At 52.8% G+C, this 15,972-nt stretch carries 11 protein-coding genes; 1 reads left to right on the top strand and 10 read right to left on the bottom strand.

The window, feature by feature from the left end; genetic code table 11:
• Positions 1–31: 31 nt before the first annotated feature.
• From PUT07_RS12765 to ytxJ, 3 genes are all read right to left on the bottom strand, one after another.
• Positions 32–1,345 (bottom strand): MFS transporter, encoded by a 1,314-nt coding sequence (locus tag PUT07_RS12765; RefSeq protein ID WP_274468418.1) that lies wholly within the window; start codon positions 1,343–1,345, stop codon positions 32–34.
• 73 nt (positions 1,346–1,418) lie between these two features.
• Positions 1,419–2,300 carry a DMT family transporter gene (locus tag PUT07_RS12760; RefSeq protein ID WP_274468417.1) on the bottom strand — a complete coding sequence of 294 codons (882 nt, stop codon included), beginning with the start codon at positions 2,298–2,300 and terminating at the stop codon, positions 1,419–1,421.
• 182 nt (positions 2,301–2,482) lie between these two features.
• Positions 2,483–2,824 (bottom strand): bacillithiol system redox-active protein YtxJ, encoded by a 342-nt coding sequence (ytxJ, locus tag PUT07_RS12755; protein WP_274468416.1) that lies wholly within the window; start codon positions 2,822–2,824, stop codon positions 2,483–2,485.
• A gap of 143 nt (positions 2,825–2,967) precedes the next feature.
• Here ytxJ and PUT07_RS12750 point away from each other — a divergent pair, with 143 nt between their 5' ends.
• A complete protein-coding gene (locus tag PUT07_RS12750) occupies positions 2,968–3,837 on the top strand; it encodes a metallophosphoesterase (RefSeq protein WP_274468415.1) in 870 nt (289 codons plus the stop codon).
• 31 nt (positions 3,838–3,868) lie between these two features.
• Here PUT07_RS12750 and PUT07_RS12745 read toward each other — a convergent pair whose 3' ends face one another.
• From PUT07_RS12745 to PUT07_RS12715, 7 genes are all read right to left on the bottom strand, one after another.
• Entirely contained in the window at positions 3,869–5,467 is a 1,599-nt protein-coding gene (locus tag PUT07_RS12745) for a PucR family transcriptional regulator (RefSeq protein WP_274468414.1), read from the bottom strand.
• A 207-nt stretch (positions 5,468–5,674) separates the two neighbouring features.
• Positions 5,675–6,091 carry a PaaI family thioesterase gene (locus PUT07_RS12740; RefSeq protein ID WP_274468412.1) on the bottom strand — a complete coding sequence of 139 codons (417 nt, stop codon included), beginning with the start codon at positions 6,089–6,091 and terminating at the stop codon, positions 5,675–5,677.
• A gap of 63 nt (positions 6,092–6,154) precedes the next feature.
• The gene (locus PUT07_RS12735) at positions 6,155–7,831 is read right to left on the bottom strand and encodes a long-chain-fatty-acid--CoA ligase (protein ID WP_274468411.1); all 1,677 of its coding nucleotides are present in this window, start codon (positions 7,829–7,831) and stop codon (positions 6,155–6,157) included.
• A gap of 36 nt (positions 7,832–7,867) precedes the next feature.
• Entirely contained in the window at positions 7,868–9,640 is a 1,773-nt protein-coding gene (locus tag PUT07_RS12730) for an acyl-CoA dehydrogenase family protein (RefSeq protein WP_274468410.1), read from the bottom strand.
• 415 nt (positions 9,641–10,055) lie between these two features.
• Positions 10,056–11,237, bottom strand: a complete 1,182-nt coding sequence (locus PUT07_RS12725) for an acetyl-CoA C-acyltransferase (protein ID WP_274468409.1) — start codon at positions 11,235–11,237, stop codon at positions 10,056–10,058.
• A 54-nt stretch (positions 11,238–11,291) separates the two neighbouring features.
• Entirely contained in the window at positions 11,292–13,685 is a 2,394-nt protein-coding gene (locus PUT07_RS12720; protein ID WP_274468408.1) for a 3-hydroxyacyl-CoA dehydrogenase/enoyl-CoA hydratase family protein, read from the bottom strand.
• A 32-nt stretch (positions 13,686–13,717) separates the two neighbouring features.
• Entirely contained in the window at positions 13,718–15,751 is a 2,034-nt protein-coding gene (locus tag PUT07_RS12715) for a (Fe-S)-binding protein (protein WP_274468407.1), read from the bottom strand.
• Positions 15,752–15,972 lie beyond the last annotated feature (221 nt).

Here is a 15,972-nt window from a genome sequence, read left to right as displayed (position 1 = left end):
CTCATAATGAGTGGATTGTGCCTATTTTGCTTTACGCGGTAATACTCGCCCCCGAAGCCGCAGCAGCTTCTGCCGCTTGATGGCTCCGCTCCGCCTTCGTCTTGCGCTCCTCCAGCTTCGCAAGGATGGCATAGAACATGCCCATGCCTGCGAAGCCGCTGAGACCGATCAGCAGAGCCATCATCCACGAAGCAGCGATGCCGCCGAGAATAACGCCGAACCCTCCGAGCAGCATTGCCCCTTTGTATACCATACCGAATAGGGCCATATAAGAGCTTCTGGCATGGTCTGGCGCAATATTGCCCAGATAGGCTTGTTTAATCGGCACATACATGAGCTCCCCGACCGTTGCGATGAACATGGCTATCATCAGCAGCGACGGCTGGTTGCTGTAAGCCAAGTAACTATAGCCGAGAACATAGCAGGCATACCCGATAAACAGCACTTTACTGTCCGCAAATCTCTTCATTATAACGGTCATGAGGACAGAAAGAACGACGACAAGCACGGTATTTTCCGTACGGATAAAGCCCAGCATTTGGAGCCCGTCAACCGTCCAGGACGATTCCAGCCATGGAAGGAACGGCGCATGGACCATTTCTTTCTCCAACCTGACGCCGACATAGTTCCCGAGGTGAAACTCCACGGAGACAAGCAGCAAAGACGCCGCCGTAAAAATCATAAACGTCTTGTCCCGGAATACTTGCACATAATTGGATAACATGGACGACTCCATCTTGCGATTGCCTTTCTCTTCCTTAACAACCTTCGGCTCATAGACTTCATCGATCCAGAGATAAGTAATTATCAGCGTGATTAGACCAATTACAGCTAAGCCGACGAACAGTTCGAATAAATACGACTTAAACAGAAAAGCTCCTGCGATTCCCGAGATTGCGAACGATAAATTGTTGATCCAGTACATGATCGCATACATGAATTTACGTTCGTTAGGAGCCGTAACGTCCAGCAGCATAGCATCATTGGCCGGCCCATGGATCCCCCAGAACATACTGACGCCAATCATCAGCACGAACGTGATCCATGGCGATGTCATCCACGGCGAATTGGAGGCGGCCATTCCGATGAAACAGAGCATCCATCCCGCTTCCGCGGTCAGCATCAGCCTCTTCCGGCCAATCCGGTCTGCGTAATAACCGCCGACGATACCGGTCATGACACCGGCCAGAATGCCGAGAATGACGACGAGTCCTGCGCTCGTATCCCCTAATCGCCCGGAGAAATAGATGGACATGAAAGGGAGAACCATATTGTTGGCGGTGCCGGATACAAAGGAAAGACCGATTCTTAATCGTACATTGCGATGAAAATCACGAAATCTCACATTATCCCTCCATAGATCAACCCTGCCGCCTTGCACATCTTATTTACCTTTGTTCAATTAAACCAAAAAAATTTTACTGTTTCTCGTTGCTGCGCAAAAACATCCCAACCCCAATCAGCAATATGCAGCCTGCCGCAAGCTGAATCAAGGTAATCTTCTCGCCAAGCAGAAAATAAGCGAGTAGCGAAGCGCCAAGCGGCTCGCCGAGCACGGTCATCGAGACGGAAGAAGCTTTCATATACTTCAGCAGCCAATTGAACACGTAGTGCCCGAATACCGTAGGGACGATTGCAAGCAGCAGAAATACGCCCCACTCCTTAGCCGGATATGCGGTGAAGGATACGCCGGTTGCCACGTTCGTGACGGCTAGTACTAGCCCTGCGAACAGAAAAACCGAGAAACTGTAGACGAAGGCCGAGATGCGTTCTCTCAAGCTTTTGCCCAAGAGCATATGCAGCGCAACCGCAATCGTACCGATTAAGGACAATAAATCCCCTTTGAGCGCATCGCCCGAGAACCTGAAATCTCCCCAGCCGATGCAGATCGCACCGACGATAGCTACGCACATCGCGAAGAAAGCCGCGCGGCTTGTTCGCTGGCCGTAGAGAAGGAAAGCTCCGAGCAGGACGAAAATCGGTTCTAACGTCAGAATCGCCGTCGAGCTTGCCACTGTCGTAAAGCGCAGGGAATCCATCCAGAACAAGAAATGCAGCCCCAGGGCAATGCCCGATGCCGCCGTTCGCAGCCAATCTCTCAATCGGATGCTAGCTATCTCCGATCGATAGTTCCATAGAAAGGGCAGCATTAATACATTTGTCATCAGCAGGCGGTACATCGCGGTGACCGAGGCCGGTGCATCGCTCCATCTGACAAAAATGGCGGAAAACGAGATGGCGATAATGCCAATCAGCAAAAATACCGGAATGGGGACTTTGGTTCTATTCATTGCATTCATGTTGCATAACTCCTTGCTGCTTAGATACCTGTTACTGCCAAATTATTATATAGGAGGATGAACGGCTTGCCAACCTTTTTTAAACACTGTTCAATTACGGCATTACAGCATGGCAGAATAAAAGCCTTGAGCCATTCCCTAACGAAAGGGTGACGACTCAAGGCTTATCCGGTTTGGCTTGATTAATCCAAGACGGCAGTAATATGTTTGGTAGTAACGGACCAGTGCGAAGTGTTCCAGATGGACTCTTTATTTTTGAAATAAAGAATTTGCGGCGATGCGTGCTTAATTCCCAGATCCTCCGCAATTTGATTGGATACCGGGCGGGACTCGATCACTTTCACCAAATAATAATCGACATCGCCGTTCGGTTTCCCGGCCAAATACTCATCATATTCTTCAAGCGCACTGGCGCTCACCGGACATGCTGTACTGTGCTTCAGAACGACCGTCGGCTTGTCGGCGGACCGATCCAAAACCTCCTGCCATTGATCAACAGTGGTTAGCTCTTTCCATGCTGGCATATCAACATCTCCTCGCATTAAATTATAATGATTATAAATTAATAGAGGAATGATTGCAAATGCGATGGCCGCACAATTCGCGTTCACTATGAATCTACTGGTATAATTAGGACAACCAATAGCCTATAGAATAGGAGGCATTCATGAATTCACCTCCCACAATGTCAAGACGCAAGTTTCTCAAAAAAGGAGCGGCGCTTGCCGGCGCATTGCTGGCATCCGGCGGGTTAACCGGCAGCTACGCCGGCTTCATCGAACCGAGATGGTACGAGGTTACTAGATTTCCCCTTTCCTTCGCACGGCTGCCCAACGCATTCCACGGGCTGAAAGTTTTGCAATTCAGCGATACGCATATCGGCCACTTTTTCAATCTCGCGGACCTGGAACAGCTTGTTACGCTTATTAACGCGGAGAAGGCGGACATCATCACCTTCACCGGTGATTTGTTCGACGCCGCCATTACTGAAGACTCCGCTTTGACAAGCAAGCTGCTCGCCTCCATCGAGGCGCCGCTCGGCAAATGGGCGGTTCTCGGCAATCATGACAAATGGATCGATATAAATTACACGCTGCCGATTCTGGAAGATGGCGGCTTCCGGACGCTTCAGAATGCGTATCAAACCATTACCTACAAAAGCCAATCCATCCAACTGGCAGGCGTCAAAGACCGGCTTACCGCCAAACCGGATATCGTGACAACGCTGAGCGGCTCCAACCCGCAAATGTTTACACTCCTGCTCTCGCACTGCCCCGATTATGCGAATGAAGTGACCGGGTATCCCATCGACCTGCAGCTTTCCGGGCACACGCATGGCGGACAGATCCGCCTGCCCGTTGCAGGCGCCCTGCTGACCCCGCCGCAAGGGCGGCACTATGTCGTGGGACTCAATCAAGTGCCCAATTCCAGCATGCTCGTTTACACGAACCGGGGCATCGGCACGACCACACTGCCGCTGCGTTTCTTGTGCAGACCCGAAATTACCGTCATCACCCTGGAAAGGCAAAAGCCCTGAAACGCTCCGACAGCGCTCAGGGCTTGCTTATTTATTGACGCACATGCAGGAATTGGCGAAATAAAAATACGGCTTTTAATTTCAACAAATCGTTCACTTTCTTGAAATCCACTTGCAGCAGGTCGGAGATCTTCTCCAGACGATAGGTGACCGTATTTCGATGGATGAATAATTGCTTGGCCGCTTCGCTCACTTGGCCGTCATTGCGAATGAATACCTCTAATGTGCGTATCATTTCCTGCGAGTATTCGGCGTCTTTCTCCAAGAGCGGGCGCAGCACTTTGGCACAATAGTCTTCCATGGCGCTGGACGATACATGCTGGAAGAGATGTGCGAATTCTATCGTTTCATAATGAACAACACGGTCTGACACCTCGAACCGGGCGGCCATCCGCATCGTCTCCATGCATTCCATGTAAGCTTCCCGCAGCGCCGTCGGTTTGGATTTGGCCTGGCTCGTGTAGAACGTTAATTCACCCGCTTCTTCCAGACAGCCCGCGTCTGCCGCATATTTGGTCAGCAGCTGGCACAATTCCTCTTCCGGGAATCCGTCGGCTTGTTGAGAGGAATAGATCGCAAATAGATGATCCTTGAGGACAAAATGGTTCGCCCGCAAAGCATTTGATTTCGGATGGGACTCCATATAATGCTTCAGCCGTTTCATTTTCCCGGCACGCCCCTCATCCGTCAGAGCATCCGATTGGTTCCTCACCATGACACATTGATAATTCCCGGTAAAGAGCGACAGCCCCCTCGTCTCAGCCTGTTCCAGAAACGCCTCCAGCGAGGTTCCTTTCTCCAGGTACCTTAGGAGGGTATTACACATTTCGCGCTCGGCGGAAGCTTCGACGTGGGACCGGAATGTGTAGCTCATGTGAAAGGTCAAGATGTCCGCAGCCTGCTGGAACAACCCTTCCTCTACGTTGGCTAACAGCACGACTTCCGGCATGATGAGCAAATGCCCCAGCAGCTCTTCGTCCTGCTGATACAGTCCGACCCGGTACGCCCGATCTTTGCCTGCATAGACCCAGCCTGCTTTGCGTTTCGGCCAATTCTGGGCCAGCTGCTCTTGCTTCCAAGCGCTTGTATTGTAGAGAAGCTGCCCTCTCGAACCTATGACAGCCATCGGATAACCAAGGATTTGGCTTATTAACCGAAACATGGCCTCCATGCTCTCTTGTTTCAAGCCGAATTGCATCAGCTTCGTTTGTTTGTCGAGCACGGTTTGCAGCATCTTCGTATTGCGCCGGTATTCCGCATTGAACAGCGCATTCATTTGATCGGAAAACGTGAATTGGTACGGCATTTCGATAATTGGAAAATGCAGCCGGTCCGCTTCTTCGGCGACAACCTTCGGCAGCTCCGTCCAGAACCGCCCCAGCTTGATCCCGAGACCGGCAGCTCCGCGGTCATTCAATTTGCGCAGTAAGTTGACCGTTTCCTGCGGGCTATCCTTCATGGCGAAAGCGGTGGTGAACAGCATCTCACCGGATTTCGTCCAATCGGCGATGTCTGGCGCATCCATGACATTGACGGATTTGACGATGCGGGAATCCCCTTCCTTGCCGGCGACGAGCTTCGCTTCTGTTAAAGGATAGATGGTTAATGCTTCACGAATGGTAAGATGCATCGCGCTTCCTCCCTTAAGCCTTTTTCACGATTATAGGATGATAGCGCCGAGCGCGTCAATGGATTTGTGTCAACTAATATAACATAAATCGAATTTTCTTGAACTTTTTATGTCTATATCGTACTACGATGTTATATTATCTGACATATATGAACAATAAAAAGAGCCATGCTAATGAGCATGCCCCTCTTTCGCTCATACGAATGTTCAAATCACCCGGAACGTCCCCGTTCCCATCGTCCCCAGATTCCCTTCCCGATCCGTCACCCGCCCTTGCGCCGTGATCATCTTGCGGGATTGGTGAACGAGCTCCGCAGTTACCGTCAACCTGCCCTCGTACAGCGGTGCGACAAAGTGAACGTTCAGATTCGTCGTTACAATCTTGTCTTCAGGTCTTGCCATCATGACAACAATCCCCATTGCATTATCCAGCAGCGAAGACAGCACGCCTCCATGAACAATCCCGATCGGGTTCAAATGATGCGGTTTTGCCTCCAAAGCAATCGTGATGATACCGTCCTGCAAACCAACAAACTCACAGCCCAGGAAGCCCCAGAACGTAGGCTCCGCTGCCGCTGCGAGCTGCCGCAACCTTCGATTCACACTCTCTTGAACATCATCCATAGGTTCCCCCTCCACTCTCCTTGTAAAGGGCTAACCCTTATGTGGTCTAACAAGAAGAGTTGATTACGATTTATTCGCTTCCTCTTCTAGTAATTGCCTGCGCAGTACCTTGCCAATCATCGTCTTCGGCAGCGATTGGCGAAATTCAACCTTGCGCGGCACTTTGAACGCGGCGAGACGCTCCCGGCACCAGAGCTCAAGCTCCTTCTCCGTTAAAGACATGCCTGGCTTCAGCACGATGAAAGCTTTCACCGTTTCCCCGCGATATTCGTCCGGCACGCCGGCAACCGCAGCTTCCATAATAGCGGGATGCTCGAACAGCACTTCTTCAATCTCACGGGGATATATATTGTATCCTCCGGCAATGATCAAATCTTTCTTCCGGTCAACGATGGAGAAAAACCCTTCCTCATCCATCCGGCCCATATCCCCGGTATACAGCCAGCCGTCGCGGATCGTCATAGCCGTCTCCTGCTCGCGCTGCCAATATCCTTTCATCACCTGTGGTCCTTTGATAAGCAGCTCGCCGATTTCACCCACCGGCAGTTCCTCGCCGGAATTCACATCGACCACTTTGGCCGTTGTGTCCGGCAGCGGGATCCCGATCGAACCGATTTTGCGATAGCCCCAGATCGGATTGGCATGCGTAACCGGTGACGCTTCCGTTAACCCGTAGCCTTCGATCAGCTTCCCGCCGGTCAACGCCTCGAACTTCTCTTGAACTTCCAAAGGCAGAGGCGCTGAACCGCTTACACATATATTAATAGAAGAAATGTCTACAGCCTTCACCCGTTTATGATTAATAATGGCGATATACATCGTCGGCGCTCCGGGAAAAATCGTCGGCTTCATTTTATTTATAGTATCCAGAATCGTAGCGATATCGAACTTCGGAATCAGAATCAGCATGCCCGCCTGCAGCATGGATTGGTTGAGCAGCACCGTCAAACCGAAAACGTGAAAGCACGGAATCGCCCCCAGGAATCTTTCGGCGCCCGTCTGAATCCGGTAGCACCATTTGGTCGTTTGGTACGTATTCGCGATCAAATTCGTATGCGTCAGCATGACACCTTTGGATATGCCGGTCGTTCCCCCCGTATATTGCAGAAGGGCGATATCTTCATCGGCATTCACATCCACACAAACCGGATTTGGCGAAGCGCTCCGCAGCAACCTTTTGAAGGCATATACGCCTTCCCCCCCATAATCGACATCGAGCTTGACTCCGTCTTTTTTCATCTTGATCGGATACAATACATTTTTGGGAAAAGGCAAATAGTCCTTAATCGAAGTCACGATGATGTACTGTATCGGCGTTCTCGCTTTCGCCTTCTGCACACGGTCAAACAACAGATCAAGCGTAACGATAATTCTCGCGCCGGAATCGGAGAGCTGATGAATCAGCTCCCTCTCCACATACAGCGGATTCGTCATCACGACGATACCGCCCATCATCAGCGTGCCGAAATAAGCGATTATAGCGGAAGGACAGTTCGGCAGCATAATGGAGACCCGTTCCCCCGGCAGCACACCCAGCTGTTTCAATCCATCGGCAAAACGGTACGACGCCTCGAGCAACTCCCGGTACCGCAGCGTTGTGCCCATAAAATATAAAGCAGGCCGGTCCGGATGCTTCTGTGCGGAATCCACCAACAAGCGTGCAAGATTGTGCTTAGGGTATTCGTAAGTCGGCGCCACTTCCTCCGGATAGTGACGCAGCCAAGGCTTTGCTTCGCTCATACAAAACCATCCCCCTCAGGTTCTTCACACGGATGACTAGACGATAAACTTCTCTCCCTGAATAACACGTGCGGCGATGTCGCGCTTGAGTCCGACCGTATTCAAAGCGCTGCGTCTTGTGAGCTTTTTCAAAATCGACAATTGAGTCCGAAGAACATCTCCTTCTTCCATCGTACTTAGTGCTTCCTTCGCGTATGCCTCAATTTTGTCAAAAGCCTCGTGTACGTATACCGCTGTCATCTGAATGGCATTTCTCGCTTTGTCCTCCCCGGTTCTGGCAATCCCTTTCTTCGTCCGCAGAAGACCGCTTTCCGCCGCAAAAATTTGAATCATGATATCGGCCAAGTTACTCAGAATCTCTTGTTTTTTTTCCAGAGCGGCACCGTATTTCTGGACGGCAAGACCGCCAACCATGAGAAAAATTTTCTTAGCCATCGCAATGAGATGAGCCTCTTCTTCCAGTGTGCCGTCAAACGTCTGGCCCGGAACGATCGACAGGAGCTCCGCTTGCAGCGCCCCGGCTTTTTGCAGCAAAGGCAGTTCGCCCTTCATCGCTTTCTTCACCAACGTACCGGGGATAAGCAGACGGTTAATTTCATTCGTTCCTTCGAAAATGCGGTTAATCCGCGAATCCCGGTAAATCCGCTCCACTTTATACTCTTGGATGAAGCCGTAGCCGCCATGAATTTGTACGCCTTCATCGGCGACGAAATCGAGAACCTCGGAAGCGAATACTTTATTGATCGAACATTCCAACGCGTATTCGGAAATGCCTTTCGCAGACACCTTGCCCGCATCCGGACTCGTATGATCGATATCCTTCAGGATGGCGTCCATCAGCCCTGTCGTTCTATACACCATGCTTTCGAGCATGTAGGTTTGAATGTTCATTTCGGCCAACTTTTTGCCGATGAGCGGGAACTTCGAGATCGGCGTATTGAACTGCTGACGCGTATTCGCATATTTGGCCGCAAGCTCAATCGTTTCCTTGGCCGCTCCCAGACATCCTGTAGCCAATTTGTAACGGCCAATATTCAATATATTGAACGCAATCAGATGGCCTTTGCCGATCTCACCGAGCAAATTCTCTACCGGAACGCGGACGTCTTCGAAATAGAGCGGACGCGTCGACGAGCCCTTGATCCCCATCTTCTTCTCCTCCGGCCCCATCGTGAAGCCTGGCGTCCCTTTCTCCAAAATAAAGGCGGTGAAGTCGGTTCCGTTAATTTTGGCATATACGATGAAAATATCGGCGAACCCGGCATTCGTAATATACAATTTCGAGCCGTTTAACACATAATGCCGGCCATCCTCGCTCAGCCGAGCCGTCGTTTTCGCGCCCAACGCGTCCGAACCGCTCGTTGGCTCCGTCAAACAGTACGCTGCGATTTTGGCGCCTGTGGCCAGATCCGGCAAGTACTTCTTCTTCTGCTCCTGCGTGCCGAAGAAGACGATCGGCAGCGTGCCGATTCCGACATGCGCACCGATCGAAAGCGCGAAAGACGAGGCCTTCGCCAAATTTTCGCTAATGATCGTCGAACTGATTTTATCCAACCCAAGCCCGCCGTATAATTCCGGTACATCCGCACCGAGCAGCCCCAGCTCCCCGGCACTTCGCATCAGCTTGACCGTCAAATCGTAATCGAGCTTCTCCAGATGCTCATCTACCGGCAGCACCTCGCCCGCTACGAAATCCCGCGTCGTATCCGCAATCATCCGGTGCTCTTCGGTAAAATCCTCGGGCGTTACGATCTGATTGAAGTCCGTATCCGATATTACAAAACTGCCGCCAACGACTTTCTCTGACATGCTTCATCGCTCCTTCGAATGAATTGGACAAGGGTTAATTAATGCGTGAGACGTGCGTGAGACGTTTGATGGCAAACGCGGTATTAGCGGGAGAATTTCCTGTGACATGTGCCAAAACACCACACCGTTAGGGACATCTCCCGATCCATGCCAAGCAAAACTTCGCTCGCCGATGATAAACTGGAATTTATACCGTTATTTTTGCTGAAACGGCATGAACACCTATTAGCAACTGGAATTTCTCCCGTTAATTCAATGCATTTCAGTCTTAACGAGAGTCAAAAACGCCTTATTAGCGGGAGATTTTCCTGTTACGAGTGTAAATACACTGCCGAATCAGCCAATTAACAGGAGAATTTCCCGTTACGTGTGCGGATGTGCCAAACGAACTCAGCCGCGGTTCGGACCATCCTACCTAAGCGTGCACCTGAAAGACGCCCGCTGCCCCCATGCCGCCTCCGATACACATGGAGACGACGCCATATCCGCCGCCCCGGCGCTGCAGCTCGTAGATCAAGCTCGTCGTCAGCTTCGCGCCGGTACACCCCAGCGGATGCCCGAGCGCAATCGCCCCTCCATTCACGTTCACCCGCTCTTCGTTCAAGCCGAGCTCGCGAATGATCTGCACGCATTGCGAGGCGAACGCTTCGTTAATTTCGAACAGATCCACCTGGTCCAGGGAGATCCCGGCCATTTTCAAAGCCTTCGGAATCGCCTTCACCGGGCCCACACCCATAATTTCCGGCTCCACGCCGGAAAGCGCGAACGCCTTGAACGTCGCCAGCGGCTTCAGCCCCAGCGCCTCCGCGCGCTCACGGCTCATCAGCACGGCTGCCGCTGCGCCGTCCGACGTCTGTGACGCGTTGCCCGCCGTCACCGTGCCGTTCAAGCTGAACGCAGGCTTCAGCTTGGCAAGACCTTCCACGGATGTATCCGGGCGCACGCCCTCATCCACGGCAAACACATACGAACGCTCAAACGCTCCGCCGCGTTCGTCAAACCCCTTCACGCTCGTCGCCACCGGCACGATCTCATCCACGAACTTGCCGGCGGCGATCGCAGCCGCCGCCTTCTGATGGCTTCGCGTGGCGAAGAGATCCTGCGCCTCGCGCGTAACCCCGAAGCGCCCCGCCACGGCTTCGGCCGTATGCCCCATGCCCATGTACACCTCGGGCATCGTTTCAACCAGCCGCGGATGCGGCGAGAGCTTGAAGCCCGTCATCGGGACGTGGCTCATGCTCTCTACGCCTCCGGCGATAATCACCTCCGCGTGACCCAGCATGATGCGCTCCGCCGCATAAGCGATGGCCTGCAGCCCGGAGGAGCAGAACCGGTTGACCGTGATCGCCGGCACGGTCACCGGGAAGCCCGCATAGAGCGCCATCGTACGGGCGAAGTTCAGCCCTTGCTCGCCCTCCGGCATCGCACAGCCGATAATGATGTCGTCGACATCGCCTTTCTCGAGTCCCGGCGCCCTGCGCACGGCCTCCTCCAATACGGCTTTGCCGAGATCCTCCGCTCTCGTTTGAGCGAAGCTGCCTTTCTTCGCACGGCCGACGGCGGTACGCGTTATCGATACAATGACTGCTTCCTTCATCGTCATTCACCTCAAGGATTAGAGTTGGGCTTACGCTATCGTTCAACTCACGATTTAGTTGCGCAGCGGCTTACCATTGGACAGCATATATTGCATGCGCTGCTGCGTCTTCGGCTCCCCACACAGGCTGAGGAAGGCTTCCCGCTCCAGATCGAGCAGATACTGTTCCGTCACGAGCGTCCCGGCAGGCACATTGCCGCCGGCCAGCACGTGCGCAAGTTTATTCGCAATCAGCACATCGTGATCGCTGGCGTAACCGCCCTGCTTCATCGTGTAGGCGCCCACTTGCATAACGGCTTTGCCATTCTCGCCGACAACACGAATTTTCTCCTGCGCAGGCGGCGTGTAGCCTGCCGCATCCATGCGTAGAACGGCTTGCTTGGCTTCATAGATCCGGTAATCCGGATTGATTACGACGGTATCCTGCGGCCGCATGAACCCGAGCCGTTTGGTATCGTGACCGCTTGCGGATACCTTCGCCATCGCCACCGTTTCGAAGCTGGCGTTGATCCACGGCTGCAGATCGACCTCCGGATCGCGCACCTGCGAGCTGGCCCGCAGCGCCAATTCTTTGCAGCCGCCGCCTGCCGGAATTAAGCCGACTCCAACCTCAACGAGACCGTAATAGGTTTCCGACGCGAAAATAATTTGATCTGCCGGCATACACGCTTCGACACCGCCGCCGAGCGTCATTTTGTGCGGTGCGGCAACGACTGGCTTCTCCAACCCTTTCAGCTTCATCATCGCATTCTGGAACAAGCGGATGATGCCGTCCACTTCATCCCACTCCTCGTCCTGCGCTTCCATCAAGAGCAGCATCAAGTTGGCGCCGACGCAGAAGTTCTTGCCTTCATTGGCGACCACAAGCCCGCGGTAATTACGGCGGACCTCGTCCACGCTGTGCTGAATCATCGTGAGGATGTCGCCTCCGATGGCATTGTTCGGCGATTGAAATTCCAGGCAAGCGACACCGTCGCCGATATCGATCAAGTTCGCGCCGCTGTTCGACCGTATGATTTTATTTTGCTGTTTGAGCGCCGCCAGCGAGATGTGCTCCGTCCGGGTTTCGACGCCGCGATATTCGTTTTTCAAGTAGTAGAAGCTCCGCCCCTCTTCTTGCCGGTAGAAGCTGTCATGGCCGGACGCAATCCAAGCTTTCACCCACTCCGGCACCTTGCTGCCTTCCGCTTCCATTCGTTCCACGGAGTGCTTCAGACCGATCGCATCCCAGGTCTCGAACGGCCCCAGATCCCAGTTAAAGCCCCACTTGAGTGCGTTATCGATCTCAGCGATGGAGTCCGCGATCTCATCCAGCTTCTCCGCAGCGTACAGGAGCACAGGCTTCAGAATGTTCCACGCCAGTTCGGAGTACCGGTCCTTCGCACCCAGCAGCGCTTTCAGCTTCGCTCTCGTTCCTTTCGCCTGCTTCGCCGCTTCCAGGGAAGCCGACGAGATTTTGCGGCTCGGCGTATAACCCATCGTGTTCAAATCAAGCGCCTGGATTACTTTTCCAGATTCAGACTTGACTTTCTTATAAAACCCTTGGCCCGCTTTCTCCCCGATCCAGCCTTTGGCCACCATGCTCCGCAACATGTCCGGCGAGTTGAAGATTTCCTTCTCTTGCGGATCATCCACCAGATCGAACACATTGCCGGCCACATGCACGAAGGTGTCTAAGCCGACCAGATCCAATGTTCGGAACGTCGCGCTCTTCGGACGGCCCATCGCCGGACCGGTTACAGCATCCACTTCTTCGACGGAATATCCGCCGGCCGCCATTTCCCTCAGCGTTACGAGCAGCCCGTAAGTTCCGATCCGGTTAGCTATGAAATTCGGCGTATCTTTCGCCTGCACGACGCCTTTGCCCAGCTTCTTCTCACAAAATTCCGTCATATAGGCGACAATGGCCGGATCCGTCTTTTCACTGGGGATTATTTCCAACAATTTCATGTAACGAGGGGGATTGAAAAAGTGAGTCCCGAGAAAATGCTTCTTGAATGCATCACCCGCATTTTGAACCATCGCATTGATGGAGATGCCCGACGTATTCGAGCTCACGACCGTTCCAGGTTTCCATACCGTCTCAATCCGGCTGAGGAGCTGCTGCTTCGCCTGCAAGTTCTCGACAATCACCTCGATAATCCAATCAACTTGGCTCAGCTTCGCCAAATCGTCCTCCAGATTGCCGGGTGTAATCCGTTGGGCGAACTCTTCACTGTACAGGGGTGCAGGGTTCGTCTTCTTGAGCTTATCCAGCGCACTGACTGCAAGCCGGTTGCGCACCTTCGGATGCTCCAGCGTCAGCCCCGCTCCTTCTTCTTGCGGCAGAAGCGCTGCCGGTACGATATCGAGCAGCAGCACGGGGATACCTGCGTTAGCCAAATGGGCGGCAATGCCGGAGCCCATCACACCGGAGCCGATGACGGCAGCAGAACGAATCTTTGTCATATGGATCATCCTCCTACATGAATTATTCAGACTTAGGCTCCGCCGAATACCGAGAGAGCCAGAATTTCAGCGATATCCCGCGCTTTGACTTCGTCCCCAACCTCCTTCATCTTCGTCCCATCCTCCACCATCGTCAAACAATAAGGACATGCGGATGAAATAACAGTCGGTTTCACGCTTAACAGCTGTTCGGTGCGGGCGATATTGACGCGCGTGCCGGCCGTCTCCTCCATCCACATCATGCCGCCGCCAGCTCCGCAGCACATGCTGTTCTCCCGGGAACGCGCCTGCTCGAGAAGCTCCACGCCTGGAATCGCACGTAAGATGCGGCGAGGCTCCTCATAGACTTCGTTGTAGCGGCCCAAATAACAGGAATCGTGATACGTAATGCGTTCCGGCACGTCATACTGCGGCTTCAGACGCCCTTCCTTCAGCCATGCATCGAGCAGCTCCGTATGGTGAAACACTTCGGCATCCAACCCGAATTCGGGGTACTCATTTTTGAAAATATGGTAGGTGTGCGGACAGGTCGTAACGATCTTGCGAACCTTATACTTCTGGAAAGTGGCGATATTGTCGGCACAGAGCTGCTGGAACAAGAATTCGTTCCCCATGCGGCGGGGCGTATCGCCGGAGTTTTTCTCCTCATTGCCGAGTATCGCAAAGGAGATGCCGGCTTCATTCATCAGCTTCACGAAGGCATGCGTAATTTTGCGGCTGCGGTTATCGTAAGCCCCCATCGACCCCAAGAAAAATAAATAGTCGAACTGAGGATTTTCCTTCACAGTACGAACATTGAGCTCGTTATGGGGATCAACTTCCTTCACCCATTTGACGCGATCGTTGCGGCTTATTCCCCACGGATTGCCCTGGCGTTCGATATTTTGCAGCGCGCGTTGGCCGTCATGCGGCATGATGCCCTGAGTCAGTACCAGATAACGGCGCAAATCAATAATTTTATCCACATGTTCGTTGCCTACGGGGCACTGATCCTCGCAATTACGGCAGGTCGTACAAGCCCACAGCTCCTCTTCGGTAATCACACCGCCGATCAATTCCACCTCCAGCGGATTGTGTCCGCTGCTTGCTGCGAAGGCCGCAGCAGGCACCCACGGCGATTTCGACGTGATGGCAGCGCCCTTCTCCGTCAGATGATCGCGCAGCTTCGTGATCAAATGCATCGGGGAAAGCAGCTTGCCTGTCGTATGGGCCGGGCACATACTTGTGCATCGCCCGCACTCAACACAGGAATAGAAATCAAGCATCTGCTTCCGGGTGAAATCTTCGATTTTCCCAACGCCGAACGATTCCGCATCCTCATCCTCCAATTGCAGAGACGCCAGCTTCCCGACAGGCTCCGTGCGACGAAGCCATATATTAAGCGGAGCTGTCAGGATATGAAAATGTTTGGACTGCGGCACATAGACCAGGAAGGCCAGAAGGATCAGCAGATGCATCCACCAGCTCGCATAGAAACCGATCGTTGCGCCCGTATGCGACAATCCGCTGAAAAGGACGGCGAAGACCGAGGAAATAGGGGCGAACCTTGAAATGCCGGCCCCTTCGCGTACCCGCTCGAAGCCACCGCTCACCACGACGGAAAGCATGAGGAAGAAAATAAAGAAAACGACGATACTCGGCTTCCATCCGCGCTTCAGCCTCTTCAGTTTCTCGATATACCGGCGGTATGTGGCGTACCCCATGGCCAGCACAATCAAAGCAACCGTCACTTCTTGAATGAATGTGAAATAGTCGTAGCCCGGAAGCGGCAAACCACGGCCGATTAATCCTTTCAGAATGAGATCGAGTGCACCTAACTGCAGAATAAGGAAGCCGTAAAAGATGATGATATGCATGATCCCGCTCTTCCTATCCTTCAGCAGCTTCGTCTGTCCGAACACTTGGACGGCGAATTCCTTCAGCCGGGCTTTCGCTTCCTGCTTCAAATTCACTTCTTTCCCGAGCTGAATGTACAAATAGCGGTGATATACGACCCTCCAGAACAAGTACAGAGCACATCCCGTAACCGCCAGAAACAATACGAACTGAACGAGCGAAGCAATCATAGAAGACCTCCTTAACCAATGAAGATAGCGCTTACATGCAGACAACGTAAAAAAGCAAGTTCCATATTCCTCTATTGCCAGAGTCTGAAAAATGCTTATCTGCATGGTGTAAGCCGGCTAACTTTCTTACTTGCTTCTTAGGCTGAATAAGTCGTTGACAAGGCGTACGGCGTATTTTATGATGAGAATAAAAATGAATGAGTATTCATTCACCGATATCA

Source organism: Paenibacillus sp. MAHUQ-63, from assembly GCF_028765165.1.
In the GTDB taxonomy this organism is placed as follows: Bacteria; Bacillota; Bacilli; order Paenibacillales; family NBRC-103111; genus Paenibacillus_E.
This window is presented reverse-complemented; position numbering and strand designations above follow the sequence as displayed.

Coding starts and splice junctions, on each gene's coding strand:
- PUT07_RS12725 (WP_274468409.1), bottom strand. CDS start 11,237: ATGAAGGAAGCAGTCATTGTATCGATAACGCGTACCGCCGTCGGCCGT.
- PUT07_RS12760 (WP_274468417.1), bottom strand. CDS start 2,300: ATGAATGCAATGAATAGAACCAAAGTCCCCATTCCGGTATTTTTGCTG.
- PUT07_RS12745 (WP_274468414.1), bottom strand. CDS start 5,467: ATGCATCTTACCATTCGTGAAGCATTAACCATCTATCCTTTAACAGAA.
- PUT07_RS12735 (WP_274468411.1), bottom strand. CDS start 7,831: ATGAGCGAAGCAAAGCCTTGGCTGCGTCACTATCCGGAGGAAGTGGCG.
- ytxJ (WP_274468416.1), bottom strand. CDS start 2,824: ATGCCAGCATGGAAAGAGCTAACCACTGTTGATCAATGGCAGGAGGTT.
- PUT07_RS12730 (WP_274468410.1), bottom strand. CDS start 9,640: ATGTCAGAGAAAGTCGTTGGCGGCAGTTTTGTAATATCGGATACGGAC.
- PUT07_RS12750 (WP_274468415.1), top strand. CDS start 2,968: ATGAATTCACCTCCCACAATGTCAAGACGCAAGTTTCTCAAAAAAGGA.
- PUT07_RS12740 (WP_274468412.1), bottom strand. CDS start 6,091: ATGGATGATGTTCAAGAGAGTGTGAATCGAAGGTTGCGGCAGCTCGCA.
- PUT07_RS12720 (WP_274468408.1), bottom strand. CDS start 13,685: ATGACAAAGATTCGTTCTGCTGCCGTCATCGGCTCCGGTGTGATGGGC.
- PUT07_RS12715 (WP_274468407.1), bottom strand. CDS start 15,751: ATGATTGCTTCGCTCGTTCAGTTCGTATTGTTTCTGGCGGTTACGGGA.